At 40.2% G+C, this 20,512-nt stretch carries 19 protein-coding genes; 9 read left to right on the plus strand and 10 right to left on the minus strand.

The window, feature by feature from the left end:
- The first annotated feature begins 92 nt into the window (after positions 1-92).
- Together fdhD and mepA are read left to right on the plus strand one after the other, a co-directional pair.
- The gene (fdhD, locus tag C9J40_RS15335; protein ID WP_107247356.1) at positions 93-920 is read left to right on the plus strand and encodes a formate dehydrogenase accessory sulfurtransferase FdhD; all 828 of its coding nucleotides are present in this window, start codon (positions 93-95) and stop codon (positions 918-920) included.
- A gap of 280 nt (positions 921-1,200) precedes the next feature.
- Entirely contained in the window at positions 1,201-2,031 is an 831-nt protein-coding gene (mepA, locus tag C9J40_RS15340; RefSeq protein ID WP_107205948.1) for a penicillin-insensitive murein endopeptidase, read from the plus strand.
- Between the two features lie 83 nt (positions 2,032-2,114).
- On the opposite strand, the gene C9J40_RS15345 is transcribed toward mepA, so the two are convergent.
- Together C9J40_RS15345 and yegQ are read right to left on the minus strand one after the other, a co-directional pair.
- A complete protein-coding gene (locus C9J40_RS15345) occupies positions 2,115-2,369 on the minus strand; it encodes a YfhL family 4Fe-4S dicluster ferredoxin (protein ID WP_005369403.1) in 255 nt (84 codons plus the stop codon).
- Positions 2,370-2,374: 5 nt separating this feature from the next.
- Complete coding sequence (yegQ, locus tag C9J40_RS15350; RefSeq protein WP_045084309.1) at positions 2,375-3,763, minus strand: tRNA 5-hydroxyuridine modification protein YegQ; 1,389 nt, start codon at positions 3,761-3,763, stop codon at positions 2,375-2,377.
- Between the two features lie 278 nt (positions 3,764-4,041).
- Here yegQ and C9J40_RS15355 point away from each other — a divergent pair, with 278 nt between their 5' ends.
- Positions 4,042-5,070: a substrate-binding domain-containing protein gene (locus C9J40_RS15355; RefSeq protein WP_107205949.1), complete on the plus strand. Its 1,029-nt coding sequence runs from the start codon at positions 4,042-4,044 to the stop codon at positions 5,068-5,070.
- A gap of 83 nt (positions 5,071-5,153) precedes the next feature.
- Here the strand turns inward: C9J40_RS15355 and C9J40_RS15360 are convergent, their stop codons facing one another.
- The 3 genes from C9J40_RS15360 to C9J40_RS15370 are packed head-to-tail and all read right to left on the minus strand — an operon-like array spanning position 5,154 to position 8,114.
- Complete coding sequence (locus C9J40_RS15360; protein ID WP_045127690.1) at positions 5,154-5,792, minus strand: bifunctional 4-hydroxy-2-oxoglutarate aldolase/2-dehydro-3-deoxy-phosphogluconate aldolase; 639 nt, start codon at positions 5,790-5,792, stop codon at positions 5,154-5,156.
- 22 nt (positions 5,793-5,814) lie between these two features.
- A complete protein-coding gene (gene edd, locus C9J40_RS15365; protein ID WP_107205950.1) occupies positions 5,815-7,605 on the minus strand; it encodes a phosphogluconate dehydratase in 1,791 nt (596 codons plus the stop codon).
- Complete coding sequence (locus C9J40_RS15370) at positions 7,602-8,114, minus strand: gluconokinase (protein WP_107205951.1); 513 nt, start codon at positions 8,112-8,114, stop codon at positions 7,602-7,604. The genes edd and C9J40_RS15370 overlap by 4 nt, the downstream gene beginning before the upstream one ends.
- Positions 8,115-8,277: 163 nt before the next feature.
- Here C9J40_RS15370 and C9J40_RS15375 point away from each other — a divergent pair, with 163 nt between their 5' ends.
- From C9J40_RS15375 to C9J40_RS15385, 3 genes are all read left to right on the plus strand, one after another.
- The gene (locus C9J40_RS15375) at positions 8,278-9,639 is read left to right on the plus strand and encodes a GntP family permease (RefSeq protein ID WP_107205952.1); all 1,362 of its coding nucleotides are present in this window, start codon (positions 8,278-8,280) and stop codon (positions 9,637-9,639) included.
- A gap of 69 nt (positions 9,640-9,708) precedes the next feature.
- A complete protein-coding gene (locus C9J40_RS15380; protein WP_107205953.1) occupies positions 9,709-10,302 on the plus strand; it encodes a DNA-3-methyladenine glycosylase I in 594 nt (197 codons plus the stop codon).
- Positions 10,303-10,434: 132 nt separating this feature from the next.
- Entirely contained in the window at positions 10,435-11,868 is a 1,434-nt protein-coding gene (locus C9J40_RS15385) for a permease (RefSeq protein WP_107247357.1), read from the plus strand.
- A 102-nt stretch (positions 11,869-11,970) separates the two neighbouring features.
- On the opposite strand, the gene rdgC is transcribed toward C9J40_RS15385, so the two are convergent.
- The 4 genes from rdgC to C9J40_RS15405 form a co-directional block, all read right to left on the minus strand.
- Positions 11,971-12,882, minus strand: a complete 912-nt coding sequence (rdgC, locus tag C9J40_RS15390) for a recombination-associated protein RdgC (protein WP_199187096.1) — start codon at positions 12,880-12,882, stop codon at positions 11,971-11,973.
- Positions 12,883-13,039: 157 nt separating this feature from the next.
- Positions 13,040-14,266: an NAD(P)/FAD-dependent oxidoreductase gene (locus C9J40_RS15395; RefSeq protein ID WP_107247359.1), complete on the minus strand. Its 1,227-nt coding sequence runs from the start codon at positions 14,264-14,266 to the stop codon at positions 13,040-13,042.
- A gap of 297 nt (positions 14,267-14,563) precedes the next feature.
- Positions 14,564-14,956, minus strand: coding sequence for a hypothetical protein (locus C9J40_RS15400; RefSeq protein WP_005369367.1), 393 nt, complete (start codon positions 14,954-14,956; stop codon positions 14,564-14,566).
- A gap of 172 nt (positions 14,957-15,128) precedes the next feature.
- Positions 15,129-15,371, minus strand: a complete 243-nt coding sequence (locus C9J40_RS15405) for a hypothetical protein (protein ID WP_107205957.1) — start codon at positions 15,369-15,371, stop codon at positions 15,129-15,131.
- A 514-nt stretch (positions 15,372-15,885) separates the two neighbouring features.
- On the opposite strand from C9J40_RS15405, the gene C9J40_RS15410 reads away from it, so the two are divergent.
- Together C9J40_RS15410 and C9J40_RS15415 are read left to right on the plus strand one after the other, a co-directional pair.
- Positions 15,886-17,193: a serine hydrolase gene (locus C9J40_RS15410; protein WP_107247390.1), complete on the plus strand. Its 1,308-nt coding sequence runs from the start codon at positions 15,886-15,888 to the stop codon at positions 17,191-17,193.
- 268 nt (positions 17,194-17,461) lie between these two features.
- Positions 17,462-17,620, plus strand: a complete 159-nt coding sequence (locus tag C9J40_RS15415) for a hypothetical protein (RefSeq protein WP_369919083.1) — start codon at positions 17,462-17,464, stop codon at positions 17,618-17,620.
- 505 nt (positions 17,621-18,125) lie between these two features.
- Here C9J40_RS15415 and C9J40_RS15420 read toward each other — a convergent pair.
- Positions 18,126-18,914 carry a glycosyltransferase family 2 protein gene (locus tag C9J40_RS15420; protein ID WP_107205960.1) on the minus strand — a complete coding sequence of 263 codons (789 nt, stop codon included), beginning with the start codon at positions 18,912-18,914 and terminating at the stop codon, positions 18,126-18,128.
- A gap of 355 nt (positions 18,915-19,269) precedes the next feature.
- On the opposite strand from C9J40_RS15420, the gene C9J40_RS15425 reads away from it, so the two are divergent.
- Positions 19,270-20,502, plus strand: coding sequence for an exonuclease SbcCD subunit D C-terminal domain-containing protein (locus tag C9J40_RS15425; protein WP_107247360.1), 1,233 nt, complete (start codon positions 19,270-19,272; stop codon positions 20,500-20,502).
- Positions 20,503-20,512: the final 10 nt, after the last annotated feature.

The following is a 20,512-nucleotide window of genomic DNA, read 5'->3' on the forward strand; positions in this document are numbered from 1 at the left end:
ACCTAATTATTATAAAAAAAATTGTATTACATAAGAGGTCGGATATTATATGCGCGAATATAATATCGTCAAATCTTTGTGTGAAATAATAAATGTCTAGTTGTTTAATTACTGATGAATATATAGAGCATCAGGAATATTCTGTTCATGAAATAATTAAATATAAGAACGGAATAAAAATAGAATGTGAAGACTTTATTGCTGAAGAAGTTCCCATTGCGCTTATTTATAATGGAATATCTCATGCAGTAATGATGGCAACCCCATCAAATCTAGAAAACTTCGCAATTGGTTTTTCATTATCTGAAAGAATTATTAATAATATTAAAGAAATAAAAAATATTGATATAAAAAGTAGTAAAGAGGGGATAGAAGTTTATATAGAATTACAAAATCGTGCTTTTATGATGCTAAAAGAACAGCGTCGACAACTGGTAGGAAGAACCGGTTGTGGGTTGTGTGGTATTGAACATTTAAAGCAAGCAATGAAGCCTGTAAATACGGTTCCTGATACGCAAAGAATGCCTCTTTCTGTTATTAATCAATCTATTAAGTTTCTACATGAGAATCAGGAACTCGCTAACCGTACAGGTTGTACCCATGCTGCCGTATGGTTAAATGAACACGGTGAATTAGCGGCGATTTATGAAGATGTTGGTCGTCATGTGGCGCTAGATAAGTTAATAGGCGCTCGTGCAAAATATTCGCAACTTACCAAAGGTGCAATCTTAATTACCAGTCGTGCTAGTTATGAAATAGTGCAAAAGGCAACATCTGTCGGTGTGGAGATATTATTTGCAGTATCAGCACCTACAGCATTAGCGATTAATTTAGCTGAAGAATCTGGATTGACATTAATAGGTTTTTGTCGAGAAGGTAGGGCTACTATTTATACAAAAAAACATAGAATAATAAATTAAGCATATTTCATGAAATTAAAACCTAGATTATTTATAAAATAATATAAGAGGTTTATGACGTTAATACTTTCTTTGTTTATATTTCCATTAATCAGTAATAATCATGTTAAATAAGTAAAAGTAACAAAGACTGACTTAAACAAACCAATAATCCCCTTTAATTTTAGTTGTATAAGATAACCAGACTTTTAATTATAGGTGATATATAAATATTTTTATAACTGTGAATTATAAATGATTAACAGTATGATTTGTTTTTTATCATAATTAGGAATCAGTTGTGTTAGGGAAAATATTAACAGGATTGTTACTTGTAGCTTCAAGTACGAGCGTGATAGCAACACCTTGGGAAAAAGTAAAAACACCAACATCTGGTGAGTCAATGTCTATTGGCTCATACTCGAATGGGTGTTTAGCAGGCGCGGAAGCACTGCCACTGGAAGGTGATGGTTATCAAGTTATCCGCGCTGAACGCGGCCGTTACTATGGTAACCCTGAAACAATCACTTTCTTAAAAGAGTTAATGAAAACTGCACAGCAACTGAAAATTGGTAATGTGCTGGTGGGAGATATTGCGATGCCTCGTGGTGGACGCTTTTCATCAGGTCACGCCAGCCACCAAACAGGCTTGGATGCGGATATTTGGTTACGTATTCCAGAAAAACCGTTATCACAGAACGATTTAAAAACAGTTTCAGCACTACCTATGGTTGATGTGAAAAATCACAAAATCATCGAAAAGAACTGGAGCAGTAAACAAGCGCATTTGATCCAGCTTGCGGCAAGTGATGATCGTGTCGCCCGTATATTCGTTCATCCTGTGATCAAAGAACAGCTTTGTAAAACGGAGTGGAAAGATCGTGATTGGTTACGTAAAGTTCGTCCTTGGTTTGGTCATTACTACCATTTCCATGTCCGGTTAAATTGTCCTGAAGGCAGTACCTACTGTGAGCCACAAACCCCACCACCAGCAGGTGATGGCTGTGGTAAAGAGTTAGCCTCATGGTCACCAGATTTTAAAAAGCCAGAGTCAAATAAACCGGCGGTTAAACCAAAACCTAAACCGAAGCCAGTGTTACCTGCTCAGTGTAAGGTGCTTATTAATAGTTAATTTTTCTAAATTAACTGTGTATAGGTATAAAAAAAGCGCCGCAAGGCGCTTTTTTATTGTTTGATGGTTGGATCGAATAAGAACTAAGCAAGACCTTGTAAGGTAACAAACTTTTCTAGCAGTTCATCGTCAGATTCAACGTGATCAGGATCGGTAATAATGCAGTTGGTGATTGGACAAACCGACTGACAGGTCGGCTTGTCGTAATGCCCTTTACATTCAGTACAGCGATCTGGGTTTATTTCATAGATGCTATCACCCATGGTGATCGCCTCGTTAGGGCATTCAGGATCACACATGTCGCAGTTAATGCATTTGCTTGTAATGAGCAGTGCCATAGTGCTTATTTACCGTCTTTAGGAGCGTGAGGGTTACGTGTATCTTCGCCATTACCCAAGTTACGCATTAACAGACCAAAATCAAGATCCATATCAGCTGGTACAGGGATAAATACGAAGTGTCCATTGCCTTTCGCGTCATCAATCACTTCAGACTTACGGTTTTCCATCGTCTCAAGATTGAAGATAACGTTACCTTTTGGTGTCATTACTTCAAGGCTATCACCAACAACGAACTTGTTCTTCACTTCGACTTCAGCAAGATCACCACGGCGTTTACCTGTGAACTCACCAACAAATTGTTGAGAATCAGAAATTGAGTAACCGTAGTCATAGTTTTGGTACGTGTCATGGGTGTGACGACGTAGGAAACCTTCAGTGTAACCACGGTGCGCTAAGCTTTCTAATGTGCCTAGTAATGATTCATCAAATGGTTTACCTGCAACAGCATCATCAATCGCTTTACGGTAAACTTGCGCAGTACGAGCACAGTAGTAGAACGACTTAGTACGGCCTTCAATCTTCAGTGAGTGAACACCCATTTTAGTTAGACGCTCAACGTGTTGAACAGCACGAAGATCTTTTGAGTTCATAATGTAAGTACCATGCTCATCTTCAAACGCCGCCATTTTTTCTTCAGGACGGTGAGATTCGCTTAGTAGCACAACATCATCAATTGGTTTTCCTAGACCTAGTGTATTATCAGGACGCTCTTCAACGTCTTGTGTTTGCACTGCGTCTTGAATTTCAACGATTTGACCCGCATCGTTTTCAGTCGCTTTTTCTGTTTTATATTCCCAACGGCAAGCATTTGTACAAGTGCCTTGGTTTGGATCGCGCTTGTTGATGTAACCAGAAAGTAGGCAGCGACCAGAGTAAGCCATGCAAAGAGCACCGTGAACGAAGATTTCTAGTTCAGTGTCAGGGCAATGCTCACGAATTTCTTCGATTTCTTCTAGTGATAACTCACGAGATAGAATGACACGCTCAACACCTTGGCTAGCCCAGAATTTCACTGTTGCCCAGTTAACTGCGTTGGCTTGAACTGACAGGTGAATAACAACCTCAGGGAATGCTTCACGAACCATCATAATAAGACCTGGATCTGACATGATAAGTGCGTCAGGGCCCATTTCTACGATTGGTTTAAGATCGCGAATGAAGGTTTTTAGCTTTGAGTTATGCGGTTGAATATTACATACCACATATAGCTTTTTACCTTGAGCATGTGCTTCATCAATACCAATCTTTAGGTTTTCGTGGTTGAACTCGTTATTACGAACGCGAAGACTGTAGCGAGGTTGACCTGCATAAACGGCATCAGCGCCGTAGGCAAATGCGTAACGCATGTTTTTAAGGCTGCCTGCAGGTGAAAGTAATTCTGGTTTAAACATTGCTCTATATTCTCTTATTCTGATTCCAGATCAGTTCGTATCACCTAGTGATACAAAGTTAAGGCGAGATTTTACGTTTTTCGTGACCTAAGTGCCACTTTTCTCCTTGAGTTTTTTCTTTGTTGCAATAATTACATTCGGTAAAATCGCTTTTAAGGCGGGGCGTAAACAATCTAATCGTGATGAAATTACAGATAAATAGTTGCTGCTATTAGATTTACCTCATAATCTACGTCTATTGCATTTTATTTTCTTCATTTCATCGTCAGGACAGACTAATGACAACCAAACCGAAACACCGTCCCACATTAAATGATGTTGCAAAACAGGTGGGAGTAACAAAAATGACGGTGAGTCGTTATTTGCGTGATCCTAGCTCTGTGGCTGAAAGTACACGAGAAAAAATCGCGGTAGTGGTGGAAGAGCTAGGTTATGTCGCCAGTCGCGCGCCTGATATTTTATCGAACCGTAACAGTAAGGCGATTGGGATCTTACTGCCATCGTTATCTAACCAAGTGTTTGCTTCTTTATTACAAGGGATTGAATCGGTAACCAAAAAAGAAGGTTATCAAACCCTGATCACCCACTATGGCTACAGTGCGGAAGAGGAAGAAGAGAAGATTGCTTCGTTATTGTCTTACCATGTTGATGGTTTGATTTTGACTGAAAGTATTCACAGCGAACGCAGTTATAAGATGATCAATGCTGCGGCTATTCCAGTGGTAGAAACGATTGATTTGCCTGAACATCCAATTGATATGGCGGTAGGGTTGGATCACCAACAGGCGGCATTTGATTTAGTCTCTAAGATGATTGAATACGGACGCTGCAATATTGTTTATTTCGCTGCGCGATTAGATCGCCGTACCCAATTGCGTTGTGACGGCTATATTCAAGCGATGGAAGCAAAAGGACTAACGCCACGTATTGTCTCGACAGAAGAGCACTCGAGCTTTACCCAAGGGCGAGAATTAATGCGTCAGGCTCTCTCGCAACACCCAGAGTTAGATGCTGTGTTTTGTACCAATGATGACTTAGCAATTGGCGCTATGATGCATTGCCAAGAGCACAATGTTGCCATTCCAAGTCAGGTAGCCATTGCAGGTTATAACGCCTTAGATATTGGTAAAGCGATTTCACCGACGCTTGCGAGTGTGAATACACCACGTGAAGAAATTGGTGCTGCAGCTGCGACATTATTATTGAAGAAATTAGCAGGAAAGAAAGTGGCTAATCCTATTCAAGATATTGGTTATAGCTTGTACTTAGGCGAGAGCTTAGGAAAGCCTGAAGTAGAAAGTAAGTAATAAAAAAACAGCGCACGAGAGTCACGTGCGCTGCCTACATTTATTCATCAATCTTTATTTATTAATCACTGATTGATTTAGCATTACGCTAATAGCGCTACCGCCTCTTGAGAAAGTTTGGTGATTTCTTCCCACTGACCATTATCAATCAGATCTTTAGGTAGCATCCAAGAACCACCAACGGTGGCAACACATTTCACCGCTTTGTACTGATCAACGTTTGCTGGGCTAATGCCGCCAGTTGGGCAGAACTGTACTTGTGGTAATGGCGCTGCAATAGCGGCGAGAGCTTTAGCACCACCATTCGCTTCTGCAGGGAAGAATTTTAATTGCTGGTAGCCAAGCTCTAATGCTTGCATGATTTCTGATGGTGTACTCACACCTGGAATTAAAGGTGCAGTGCCAGATTTTGCATAGCTAAGTAGCTTAGGTGTCATTCCTGGAGAAATCACAAATTTTGCGCCAGCTTCAACTGCAGCGTCATACTGCTCGCAGGTAAGTACCGTTCCTGCTCCTACCATCGCATCAGGCATCGCTTCCGCAATCGCACGAATTGCATCAAGAGCAACAGGCGTACGAAGGGTAATTTCAAATACCGTGATACCACCATTTTTTAGTGCTTGTGCCATAGGAACAGCGTCTTCTACGCGTTCAATGATCATTACAGGTACAACTGGCGATGCGGCAAACACATCTTGTGGATTAACTTGCCAAGTATTCATGTTTTTCTTCCTATCCAATAACTTAAAAAATAGTGGCGCCAGTATCGGCACTTGAAACTTGCTTGCGTAAATTGGCGAATAAGTTACGACCAAAGGTAAATGCAGGTATATCGTTTTCAATCGGTGCGCGACGAGCTGTAAGATCAGCGTTAACCGTTAGCTCACCTGTGATCGCATTTAATTCCACCATATCGCCATCTTGAATTAAACCAATTGCACCACCACGTAGTGCTTCTGGCGTAATATGGATTGCAGCAGGAATTTTGCCTGATGCACCTGATAAGCGACCATCGGTAACCAATGCGACTTGATATCCTTTCTTTTGGATATTACCTAAAATTGGCATTAATTTGTGAAGTTCAGGCATACCATTTGCTGCAGGTCCGTTATGGGTCACAACAATCATCGCATCTTGATCTAACAAACCTTGTTTATAGGCTTTTTCAACCTCGTTTTGGCAACGGAATACTTTCGCTGGTGCTGTAATATGTTGATGCTGTTTTGCAACCGCAGACACTTTAATCACCGATGTACCAATATTTCCCTTTAATACTTTTAAGCCACCTGTCGGGTTAAAAGTGATCTCAGGTGTACAAATTACATCACTATCTGTTGAGTCTGCACAAGGCGACCATACCAGTTTGCCATCTTGTAAGCTTGGGGTGGTCATTTGATCAGTAAATTCACCAAACGCCGTTTTCACATTGGTATTGAGTAGCCCACGTTGGTGCAATGTTTTCATTAAGGTTGGTACGCCACCTGCTTGTTGGAAAGCATTAATATCAGCAGGCCCATTCGGGTACATGCGCACCAATAAAGGAACCACATCAGATAAATCACTAATGTCATCCCACGTTAAAATAATGCCCGCACTACGAGCAATCGCCACCATATGTAAGCTATGGTTAGTACTGCCACCCGAGGCTAACCATGCCACTAAACCATTTACCAAACTTTCTGCCGTCATTACTTCATAAAGAGGGCGGTATTGGCTTGATTGCTGATTTGCTGCCGCAGCAATACGACAAGCCGCTTCTTCGGTTAATACTTTACGTAGCTCGCTTGTTGGTGGTACAAACGCCGAGCCCGGTAGCATTAAGCCCATGGCTTCTAAAATAAGTTGATTAGTATTCGCTGTGCCATAAAACGTACAAGTCCCCGGTGAGTGGTATGCCTGACATTCCATGGTTAATAGCGCAGCGGAATCGACTTCACCAGCGGCATATTGTTGACGAACACTAACCTTTTCATCATTGCTTATGCCGGTACCCATAGGTCCAACTGGCACGAATGCTGTTGGAAGGTGTGCAAAAGATAATGCACCGATCAATTGTCCCGGGGCGATTTTGTCGCAGATGCTTAACAATAATGTTGCATCAAAAGCGTTATGACTTAAGGTAATTGCCGTTGCTTGAGCGACAATATCACGAGAAAAGAGCGACATTTCCATGCCTGGTTGACCTTGAGTAATACCGTCACACATTGCAGGAACACAACCAGCGACTTGGCTCGTATGACCGTATTCCGCTAGCGATTTTGCAATAATATCTGGGTAATATTTATAAGGCTGGTGGGCACTTAGCATGTCATTGTAGCCACTGACGATAGCAATGTTGGCATGCAGAAAATCTAAAATTGCTGATTTTTCTTGGGCGCAATTAGCGGCAACAACGTGAGCAAGATTACCGCAAGAAAGTTGGCTACGGCCTTTACCCGCTTGTTCCATTTCTTTGGTCATGGCTAACCATTGCGGATAACTTTCAGCACTTCTTGCTTTAATGCGCTCGGTAACGGCTGAAATAATCGGATTCATAGATTTGCCTCACGTAATTGCTGAACAGCATCTTCAATAATTTCGTTAATAGAACCATCGATAGAGACAGTGAACACATCCATCTCATCAACAGGACGCTCAAGAGTTTCAAGTTGGCTAGTTAACATGGTGTCACGCATAAAATGACCTTTACGGGTACGCATTCGGTCAAGGATCAATTCACGATCACCATCTAAAAAGATGAACGATACATTTTGATTACCTTCACGGATCTGATCGCGATATTTCTTCTTTAAAGCTGAGCAAACAATGATCCCAACTTCATTTTTATTCTCGAGGCTATAAGCCGCATCACGAATACGTTCTAACCAAGGTTCACGATCGGTATCGTTCAATGGATTTCCACTGGCCATTTTTTGGATGTTGGCTCTTGGGTGTAAATCATCACCATCGATGAACTTTGCATTTAAGCTGTGGGCGATACCTTCACCAATCGTAGATTTCCCGCAACCACATACCCCCATTACAATTATGCTTTGACCTGCCATTTTTTAACCTCTATCTCACTTTTGAACATCAGTTGTTCTATTTTCTTGTAAGTTACCATGTTACGGGTAACATGTTACCCGTAACATTTAGCGTTGTGAAGATACTCACAATAAAAATATTCACAACGGAATAAAACATTCTTTTTTGCTGGAGAGATCCTGTATGACGTTAGACCCAACCTACTTATTGTTCATCGCAGTATGTTCTATCTTGTTGTTATTATTACTAATAATGAAATTTAAGTTACATGCTTTCCTAGCTTTAACTTTAGTGAGTTTTATTACAGCAGTAGTAACAGGTGTAAATGCTGATCAAGTTGTACCTACCATGATGTCAGGTTTTGGAGGCACATTAGCCTCTGTTGCTCTGCTTGTCGGTCTAGGTACCATGATAGGGCGAATTCTTGAAGTAACAGGGGGCGCTAAAGTACTAGCGGATACCTTAATTGGTAGGTTTGGCCCTGAAAGAGCACCTTTTGCATTAGGTGTTGCGTCGCTGTTGTTTGGTTTTCCAATCTTCTTCGATGCTGGGTTAATGGTTATGATGCCTATTTTGTTTAGTGTTGCTAAACAATTTGGTGGCTCAACAATTAAGTACGCGCTACCTGTTGCTGGTGCTTTTGCTGTAATGCACGCATTCTTGCCGCCACACCCAGGTCCTGTCGCTGCAAGTGAGTTATTAGGTGCAAATATTGGTTTATTGACCATTGTTGGTTTGTTGATTGCACTACCAACTTGGTACCTAGGTGCTTACCTTTACGGTCTATGGGCGGGTGAACGCTTTAAACTGCCATTGCCACAAGCTTTCTTGGCAACGCAAGAAGTAATTGACGAAAACAACTTACCTAAGTTTTCAACAGTTCTTGCTATTTTGTTAATGCCTTTAGTGCTTATCTTTATGGACACGGGTCTACACACGCTAACAGTAATGGGTGTGGTAAATGGTGATGACGCTTGGGTTAATGCCTTACGTATGTTGGGTAAAACTCCTATCGCATTGATGATCACCTTGTTGTTCTGTTTAGCGCTATTTTCTAAGAATTACGGCATGGCAAAACTTGAAAAGCTATGTGGTGATTCACTTGCGCCAATCTGTGCCGTTATTCTTGTAACGGGTGCGGGCGGTATGTTCGGTGGCGTACTACGTGCAAGTGGTATTGGTGACGCGTTAGCTAACTTAATGTCTGATACTGGTATGCCAGTGATTGTGGCGGCATTCTTAGTTTCAACAGCGTTACGTGTCGCGCAAGGTTCAGCAACGGTTGCTCTAACTACAACAGCAGCGCTGATTGCACCTATGGTTGCCGCAACAACAGGTCTAAGTGCTTTAGATTTATGTTTCATCGTAATTGCAATTGCATCGGGCGCAACCGTGTTATCTCACTTCAACGATTCAGGATTCTGGCTAGTAGGTAAACTGCTAGATATGGATGAGAAAACAACCCTAAAAACGTGGACGGTAATGGAAACTCTTCTAGGTACAATTGCCTTCACAATTGCTGCAACATTAAGTATTTTCTTATAAATTAAAATAACGTGTAGAAGCCAATACGGGAGTAGTGATACTCCCGTATTTTTTTATAAGGACTGTATTATGACAACCCAGAGTAAGCCAACAACATGTTGTGACTGGGCAACGACCGATCCACTGCTACAGCATTATCACGATACCGAATGGGGCAAAAAAACGTGTGATGATAACGCCCTTGCTGAATGCTTTATTTTAGAGAGTATGCAAAGTGGCTTGAGTTGGTTAACCGTTCTGCGTAAACGTCCGGCTTATCGAGCAGCTTTTCTTGATTTTGATTTAGCTAAAATTGAAGCAGAATTATTGCCACAGCCACGAGAAGGATTAGTTGAGCATATTTGCCAGCAGTTCGATGTTATCAAGCATAAAGGTAAAATCGCGGCAGCATTGAATAATTTAGAGCTTTTGGTTGCAGTGCGAAAACACACCCCATTAGTCGATTTCTTTTGGCAGTTTGTTGATAACAAAGCCATTATAAATCAATGGCAAACCATTGCTGAAATACCAGCACAAACTGAGCAATCAGCAAATATGAGTAAGGTGCTAAAAAAGCAAGGTTTTAAATTTATAGGTGCGGTGACTTGTTATTCCTTTATGCAAGCAGTAGGTATGGTGAACGATCATCTAACAACCTGTCACGGTTATTCAAAAAATAGCTAGTTATTGATATTGTTAAACTTTTATTTAGGCACATTTGCAAAGTTAGTTTGAGTGATAAAGCAATGTAACGCTTTAGATAAGCGTACTATGCTTAACGACATCTCTCTTATAAATAACAACAAAGGTCTCTTCATGGAAAGTGGGGATAGCAATATCATCTTTCATGTCATTTCTGTGTTTTTTAACATGTCATGGCAAATCTTTTGGCCATTAGCCTTTGGCTTAATACTCTCTTCTTTTATTCGTAACTTATTACCCGTTGATACCGTGGTGCAACACTTGGGTAAAACCGATGTGAAAAGCCTTAGCTTTACCACGCTATTAGGCATGATGTCATCATCGTGTTCTTATGCTGCGGCGTCACTGTCTCACACCCTATTAGCCAAAAAGGCAACAGTCGCTAACGCAATGGCATTTTTAGTATCAAGCACTAATTTGATAGTGGAAATGTTTATTGTGCTGGTAGCACTCATGGGCTGGACATTTTTATGGGGTGAAGTTATTGGTGGCTTGATCTTAATTGCAACTGTTGGCTTTTTGTTTAGCCGTTTTTATCCCAAAGATGTTGAACAAGAATTACGTCAGCACATAGCCAATGCTGCGCCGCAACAAAAAGCCAGTTGTGGCATGGATATGTCTGAAATGAAGCATGAGAGCAGTGATTGCGGTATGGACATGTCTAACATGAAACATGAGAGCAGTGATTGCGGTATGGACATATCTAACATGAAGCATGAGGGAAGTGATTGCGGCATGGACATGTCTAACATGAAACATGAGAGCAGTGATTGCGGCATGGACATGTCTAACATGAAGCATGAGAGCAGTGATTGCGGCATGGACATGTCTAACATGAAACATGAGAGCAGTGATTGCGGCATGGACATGTCTAACATGAAGCATGAGAGTAGTGATTGCGGCATGGATATGTCGAACATGGCTATGCCAGCAAAAAATGACACTGGCACAATGGCAAAAATCACTAAATCTGCCAGCTTCTTCCAAATGGATTTGGCAATGATAGGCAAAGAGATCTTAATTGGTGTTGTTGTATCATCAATCTTAATTGCTTTAGTGCCACAAGAAGGTTGGCGCGCCTTATTTATCAGTAATGATGCCGGATTACCTGCTTGGTTACACTCGTTCCTTGATGTCATTATCGGTGTTTTTGTTGCTATGATTGCCTATGTATGTTCAGTGGGTAACTTAATTTTAGCGGCAGCACTGTGGCATGGTGGTATTTCATTTGGTGGGGTGATTGGCTTTATTCTTTCCGACGTATTAACCATTCCAATGATGCGTGTGTACCAAAAATATTATGGTAAACGTCCAACAAAATGGATGGTGGGTTTACTGTTTATTGCGATTATATTTACAGGTATGTGCGTTGATGCCATTTTCAACGGTTTTGGTTGGGTCACAACCGATCAAACCTTACGTACTTTAAACCAATCCGGTTTTGGTATGAACATGACCACAGTGATGAACTTGATCTTCATTCCACTTTCTATTTGGTATTACCGTTTAGGTAAAAAAGCCAATGCAGGCATGGGAATGAGCATGTAATCAATCCGCGAGTCAATAACAAAGCCGTGGTGCTTAGGTTGTAAAAACAACAGAGCACCACGGCTTTTATTTCGCATATTCGATGTCGATTAAATAAAAGGATTAGCCTTTATTTTCTAAACCGCCAACCACTTCAAATAGGTTTGGTAAGAATGCTGAGAACTCACCGCCCATCAGTGATAAATCCGCATCAATACGTTGCGCCATATCTTCACGGTCGATATCTTCGTTTTGATCTTTGATTTCATCAGAGAACTTCAAACGCTTCACGGTTAAATCATCAGCAAGGACAAAGTCGACACGGTCTTGCCAGTTTAAAGCCAGTTTCGTTACCACCTTGTTTGCTTCAATGTGTGCAAGAATTTCGTCGCAGTTTAAATCCTGTTGTTTACAACGGATCACACCGCCATCTTCTTCAATCGCTTTAAACTCTGCTTCTTCACCGATAGTGAAACCATGAGGCGCTTGATTGCTACGTACCCATTCTGTCATCGTTAGGGCTAACGGTTTTTCAGGAACGACAGGTACAACAGGTAGGCTACCGATAGATTTACGTAGTAGCGCTAGCATATCTTCTGCTTTTTTAAAGCTGCCTGCATCAACCACAATATAGCCAAGCTTTGGCATGATAAGGGCAAAAGTTTGCGATTGACGACTGAAAGCGCGAGGCAGTAAATCCATCACGATTTCATCTTTAAGCGTATCTTTCTCAGTCTTTTTCAGCTTACGACCAAGATCTTTTTCCTGTATCTCAATTTTGTTATTCAGTGATTCTTTGATCACAGAAGCTGGCAGCATTTTTTCTTCTTTACGCGCACAAATTAAAATATTGTCGCCAGAAACATGGGTGAACATATCACCATGTTTGCCTAATGCGTGTGCCCAGCCAAATTTTTGGATATCTTGGCTGCCACAAGGCGTGAAGCGGAACTCTTCCAGCTGTTTTTCCAGTTGGTCTGCATTTAAATCAATTTCACGCGTAAAGCGGTAGGTTAGTAAATTCTTAAACCACATCATGGCAGTCACACTTCCTAGGGTTAAACAGTTGGGCCGCACATATTAACCTAACCACTAAAAATTACTAAGAGGCGTTTGTGATTGAAGCTTAAGATTGTGTAATAACTTACTGAACTGTGAGTGAAATTAAATTTATGCTCTCACAATAAAGCCGTTATATTTTAGGTTTGAAAATCGCTTTCATACGTTTAGCAACCATTAACCGAGAAACCGTAAACATGTTACTGATGGTTCTTTGGTGTAAACGGAAAATTGTATCGTAGATGCGGCGAATAAGTAGCCCATGTAATACAAATTGGCTTTCCATTTTAGAGCCGGGAGCAAAAGAGCCAACCGCAAAGTAATGCCCAACCGCAACCACCATTCCGCCATCTTTAAAGATAAAGTCAGTGAGTGGTTTCCCATGTAAAAAACCACCCAAACTTTTGGCTAAATGTTCTGCTGCTCGATTCGCCGCCTGTGCTTTTGGTGGAACAAAACTGCCATCGGGTTGCGGAATAGCCGCGCAATCACCGAGCGCGAAAATACAGTCATCAACCGTTGTGGTTAAATCCATATTGACTTCAATTTGATTGATACGGTTATAAGCCAATCCGCCAATACCATTTAGCCAATCAGGGGCCTTAATCCCAGCCGCCCAAAATTGAACATCAGCATCAAGCGTACGATCATCGCTTGTGATCATACTTTTCTCAGTCACTTCGCTAATGCGAGTTTGAAGTAAAACATTAATGTTATTTTTCTCAAGCTCTTGTTGCACCTTACGCGACATTTTTTCAGGACTATTTGGTAATACGCGATCTGCCGCTTCTATTAAATTAATCGTTAACGGTGTGCCGTTATAACGTTGTAGCTTTCTACTCACACGTTCAAGCTCTGCTGCCAGTTCAACCCCTGTTGCACCAGCGCCGACAATATTAACTGTACGGGGCTCTCCTGCACGTAAAATGTAGCTCATTCGGTGCCATGCTTGGCGTGCTTGGTTGGCTGAGTCTAAAAAGATGCAATGGTCTTTAGCGCCAGGGGTATTAAAGTCATTGCTTACCGCGCCAATAGCGATAATTAAATAATCGTAATCCAGCTCATAGTTAATGTTATCGGCAGCACTACAGACAGAAATCGTTTTTTCTTCGCGATGGATATCTGTCATTGAGGCTTGATAATGCTGATAGCCATGTCGCGCGCCATGAGTGAAATAACAAACCGTATCAAGATCGCTATCAAATGTCCCCGCTGCGATTTCATGCAAACGCGGTTTCCAGAAGTGATGCGTTTCTGGTTCAACTAAGATGACATCATCATCTTTTCTTATTGTTTTCTTTAATAGGGTTGATAGTTCAATGCCAGCGGCACCTCCACCGACAATAATAATTCGTGACATAGTCAGTCCTCATATAATGATTATGAGTTCGTTCATAATGGGATAATTATCACTGTCGCCGCATCGACAAAATAAAAAAGACCGTTAAGATCGAGAGTTAGAAAGGCGAAATGATAGGGTTAAAAATTACTATAGAGTCTAGATGGGATTTTCTGATTGCGTGGACATTTGTTATTAAAGAATTCTGCCATTATCGGATGCGTTAATGAAATAAAGTAAGGAGGGGGGGGGGATTTACAAACAGAAAAAAGCCTTGAGCAAAACTCAAGGCTTTAGAGGATTCATTTGGCAATGAAATTATTTAGCAGGCGCGAAATCTTCTGCAGCTTGGCGGTGCGCGGTGTAGATAGCTTCACCGTCACTTTCTGCATCGAAGATAACAGTAACATCAGGTGAGAACAGGATAACGTCGCCCACTTCAGCAACGTATTTATTGCCGTCTGTATCACGCATGACGATCTTACCTTTAGTAACCACTTTGTACTCTACTGAATCGTAAAAGTATTCAAACTCTACGCCTGGAGACATAGTGAAATGACCAATCGTCAATGGCGCGCTGTTATTGGTAACAGCAACTTCAGCCATATCACTTTTTAAGCCTTCAACTTCTAACAGTTTGCTTAAATCATTTAGCTTAAAAGTACCTGATTTAATCAGAGTGATGCCTGGCTTTTCGGTTAATGTTGTCATTGGATTGACCTTAATTTTTATAATAAGGCTGAAATAGCGGATTCAGCCTTTTGTAGGGCGTAACAAAAAGTACAATAATTACCTTTTAAGTTAGTAATTAATGGTAAATAGAAAGAACAATAGTTAAACAGTAATAATAAAAGAAAGAGTAGTGTTCTTTTATGGGTAATACTTACTTATCTGCTGCTGAAAGTAGTTTTTCAGAAAAGTTTAATGCAGCTTTGTGCTGTGAAAATACTAAGCCAGAGTGAGAGCGTTCAGCTGTGCCTTGTTTTTGGTAGTGACCAATATTAACTGCATTAGTTTTTGATTGCTTAACGTTAATGTTGCCAGTGAAGTTACCGTCTTTTGCTGCAGCAGTAAAAGATGTTGCGATAATAGCGGCTGCGATTGTTGCTTTAATAACTGTTTTCATGAGTAATAAAACCTTTTGTTTTGAATTTTTGTGAACGTCTTGTGCGTTTCGATGTGGCTATATTAATTCTTTCAAAAAACAAAACAATTGCAGTGTTTGGTAATTAATTATTACCCATATGTAATAATTCGTATTGGTGGTATGAATTAGGCTCGGAATGGGGTATAGGTGGTTGAATTTATGGGAAATGAAGCGAGATTCAATTTTTGAGTGATGCAAAACAGAGCTGATATAAAAGAGGAATTATGCTAGTGGTTCACATTCTTTACTTAATAGTAACGTGGGCAACTAGAAGTAAATAGGTCGTTTTTGAGAGTAAAAGGATGGTTTGTAATGTGAATTAGGATTATGTAATACATGAAAGACTCCATATGTTAAGTGCATCCAATTTTAATTTAATAGTTTAAACATACCCGTCCTTAAGTGTTATCTAATAAATCAAGATCAATTGTGGCATTGTTCGCTCATGATTATTTAGTATCAAGAGCTTTATTACTTTAGGGATGGAGTAAAAATGAATAAGATTTCGAGAAGAAGGTTATTAAAAGGTGTTGGAATCGGAGGATTAGTTGGTGTAACCGGAGCTTGGGCTCTTACTAAAAAGCAAACACCAGAAAAAGCGTTAGAAGATTTACTGGAAAATGCAATAACTGATCTACCAGCAGCCAGCATCAGTGCTGCTCTAATTAAAAATGGTGAGTTAGTCTGGGAAAAGAGTTCTGGTTATCAAAATCTAGAAAGTAAAAAACCGGCAACGTTTGAAAGCATATGGCCGACTTTAGGCTCTGTCAGTAAGTTGGTCACTTGGACTGCCGTGATGCAATTAGTGGAAAAAGGTAAAATAAAGCTAGATGGTGATGTTAGCGATTATTTGGGATTCACCATGCGAAATCCCCACTTTCCTGAGACCCCGATCACGCCATATCAATTGTTAACTCACACATCATCCTTGTCTTCGCGAAGAATGACATCAGACCCGGACAGCATGGCAGATTTTTTCTGTAAAGATTACCCTGATGATCTGAATGCATGGATTACATCTAATATTTCTCCGGATGGTGCTCATTACAGTTCAGATTTGGTTTTTGACCTTTACCAGCCTGGTGATTTCACGCAAGTTACACCAGATCCTATTGGTGTGATCTCAGGTTATTCAAATTTGAATGCTTTAGTTGCTGCTTATCTAATTGAAAAAGTAACTAATTTATCCTTTGAAGAATATACATATAAATATATATTTTCTCCCTTAGGAATCAAAGATATCGGTTGGCAGAAAGCCGATTTAGATCAACAAAAACTCATTACTCCTTACGAAGCGAAAAACAGTCCTCGAGCTCCAATTATGGGCGTATATACCAAAAGCATGAAAGATCGCGGTTACTTAAGTCAAAGGGTCATCCCTTCTGATGGCAATAAAAACTATTATCCTATTGATGATTGTAGTTATTTTTCACCTTTCAATGCAGCCGGATTACTAGGATCTTCCACTTTGGCATTAACCACTTTTATGCAATCCTTCCTTTCACAGAATAAAGCTAAAACGGCATTACTCAAAAGAGAAACCATCGATAGTATTTTTCATGTTCAGCGTAATGATCCTACAACAGGTAGCAATCTTGGACTTGGATGGTTCCAATTTAAAACGGCACGATACGGTACATTTTGGGGACATGATGGTGGTGGGCCTGGCATTCTGTCACGCGTTATGATCGATCCAGATACTGGAAATGGTGTTGTACTACTCATTAATAACTATTTTGTGGATTTCAGGGAAAGAGCCTTACTGCTTAATAAATTATGTGAAGTATTAAAAACAGCCTAACGCAGGATGAATAATCATCTTTTGACGATTTTTTGTACGTATAAATAGAGCCACTGTTAAATATACATTTAAAAGATCGCTTCATAGCGGCCTTTTTCATTTTAACTCACCTAGAAACATACCTTATTTCCCCAAACTAACTCCTTGACTTATTTATCAAAAATTAAATTCCGTGATAGCGGTGTAAGGCAGTGAAATAGCAGATGTGGTTTGGCAGATCTCACGGTACAATCAGCAGATTATTTCTGGCTAGGTTGCGCATTATATTATGAAAATCATCCATACCTCTGACTGGCACTTAGGGCATCAACTCCACGGTTATAACCGCGACTATGAACATCAAGCGTTCTTAGATTGGTTAGCCGATGAACTTGAAGCTCAGCAAGCGGATGTCTTAAGTCATTACTTACCGCATCAATGGCGATAATTAAATAATTGTATTCCAGTTCATAGTTAATGTTATCGGCAGCACTACAGACAGAAATCGTTTTTTCTTCGCGATGGATATCTGTCATTGAGGCTTGATAATGCTGTTAACTATGTTGCGTGGGCTGTTGAAACGAGAAACGGTGATTTTTGCTTGGAGAAGGACGGTTTTAACTCATTTTCTATGTGAAAGTTTATTTGAATAAAAAGGTAAACTTCTTGCGTTTAGAGAAGAGTCTGAAGAACTAAAGCAGGACCTGATTGAAAATACGAAGGCGACAGAAACAATAAAGCACACATTACAAAGAAAAGTTGACTTTAGAGCTCAAGATATAAAGAGCCCTTTTCATCATAGGCAGAAATAGAATCAACTACTACTGGTTTCCTTAATGTACAAACTATACTAACGGTAACGTTCAGTATAACAATGGCCGCCGAAGCGACCTTTTAGAGTCATTAAAATGTGCCAAAGTTAGTAATATTTAATAAATTTTTATTCAACATACCTAAAGTTGATCAATACCATTATCACAGCGTATTTTTTTATTTTTAATTGTATCTAATAACAGTTCATGGTTTACGCCTAAATTATCTTGGGAGTTACCTTCATGCCAAAGATGGTAGCCAATACACCCACAACGAATATGCTGTATTTTTATTCCGTTATTAACTAGGCGTTGCGCAAAATCACTATCTTCTCTTCCCCATCCAATAAAATCGTTATCAAAACCATTGATAGCTATATAGTCTTGTTTCCAAAAAGCAAAATTACAGCTTCTTATATTTTTAATATCATTTCTTATAGATATAAGGGCCTTAGTTAAGAACGATGAGTTGATAGCATTTTTTCTATACCTTAACCCTTTAATCCCCCAAGAGAATAAGTTTGGAAATTCATATCCATTCATAACACGAAGACTTAATTCTTTTCTCATCTTAACTCTAGGGCCTTGAGTTAAAGTACCTTTTTTAGCGTTATTAATATGTGATTGAATAAAGTTTTGAGTTAAGAACATATCTCCATCGATCATTACAATAAAATCGCCGGAGGCCGCTTTTACGGCTAAATTCCTGGCTCTAGAAGCTCGAAAACCTTCATCTTCTTGATAAGCATGAATTAATGGAACAGGAAAAGTATCTTTTAAACTGCTCAACATTTCGGCTGTACCGTCTGATGAACCATCATCAGCAATAACTACCTCATCTGGTAAAATATTTTGCATGCAGACGCTATTAAGAACAGCCTTTAAATATAATTTAGAGTTATAAGTTGTTATTACTAAAGATGTTTTCATTAAGGTGTCCGAATTGTTGAATAATATATAAAGTATTTAGATGTATTTATCTAAATCAAGGCGTTACAAGCAGAGCTCTAGAAAGTGCTCGTAGTAATAAAAGCACGATAAACATTAAAGAAATAAATTATAATTAGTTTCAACTAAAACAACACTAAAAGTTTTTTAATTTTTTTTAATTTTTTTTAATTTTTAACACTTTAAACTACATCATTCTCCAAAACTAACTCACTGACTTATTTATCAAAAATAAAATTCCGTGATAGCTGTGTAAGGCAGTGAAATAGCAGATGTGGTTTGGCAGATCTCACGGTACAATCAGCAGATTATTTCTGGCTAGGTTGCGCATTATATTATGAAAATCATCCATACCTCTGATTGGCACTTAGGGCATCAACTCCACGGTTATAACCGCGACTATGAACATCAAGCGTTCTTAGATTGGTTAGCCGATGAACTTGAAGCTCAGCAAGCGGATGCCTTATTAGTTGCTGGTGATATTTTCGATACTGCCAATCCGCCAGCCAGCGCATGGCGCATGTTGTATCGCTTTTTGGCAAAAGTGTCGAAAACCCTACCGAATTTAGATGTAGTGATGATTGGCGGTAACCATGATTCACCAAGCAAGCTTGATGCGCCTCATGAACTATTAAAAGCCTTTGATTTGCATATGGTTGGCGGTATCCATCGCTTAGAAGATGGCACCTTAGATGTTAAGCGTATGCTGGTGCCTATCACTAATAAAGATAAACAAACTGCCGCGTATGTATTAGCTGTGCCGTTTTTGCGCAGCGCAGATTTACGTACCGATAACCTTGATGAAAACGAAGACCGCTTAATTAAAGGGGTAGAAGTGCTATATAGCGATATGACCCAAGCCGCCCGTGAATTGCTTGCGCCAGAACAAGCGATGATCGGCATGGGACACGCGTATATGGCATCAGGGCAATTATCTGAAATGTCAGAACGTCGTGTACTTGGCGGTAATCAACATGCGCTACCAGCCTCAATTTTTGCTGATGACATGGGTTATGTCGCGCTTGGACATTTGCATTTAGCCCAAAAAGTGGCGAAGAAAGAGCATGTGCGTTATAGCGGATCGCCGATTCCACTATCGATGTCAGAGCGTAATTATAACCACCAAATTTTAGCAGTAGAGTTTGATGGTAGTGACGTTAAAGCGATTGAAGAGATCAGTATTCCTCGCTGTGTCGATATGCTTAAAGTGCCAACAAAACCCGCGCCGTTAGATGAAGTGTTAGCCGCATTAAAAGCCTTACCTGACGATGAATTGCCACGTGAGCAACAACCCTTTTTAGAAGTGCATGTGTTGCTTGATAAACCACAAGCCCTCTTGCGTGAAAAAGTGCTGCAAGCATTAGAAGGCAAATCTGTTCGCCTTGCCAAAATTACGCCTCATTACAGCCAACGCGAGCAACAAGATAGCTTGCAACACCGTCGATTATCAGAGGTGTCGCCACAACAAGTGTTCGCATTAAGTTGGAATAAGAAATTCGATGGTGAGCCAACCGAAGCAATGGCTGAAGCGTTTGAAACCCTATTAACCCAAGTTGAAGAACAAGAATAAGAGAGATAAT

The sequence above is a fragment of the Photobacterium sp. GB-72 genome, from assembly GCF_003026095.1.
Classification (GTDB): domain Bacteria; phylum Pseudomonadota; class Gammaproteobacteria; order Enterobacterales; family Vibrionaceae; genus Photobacterium.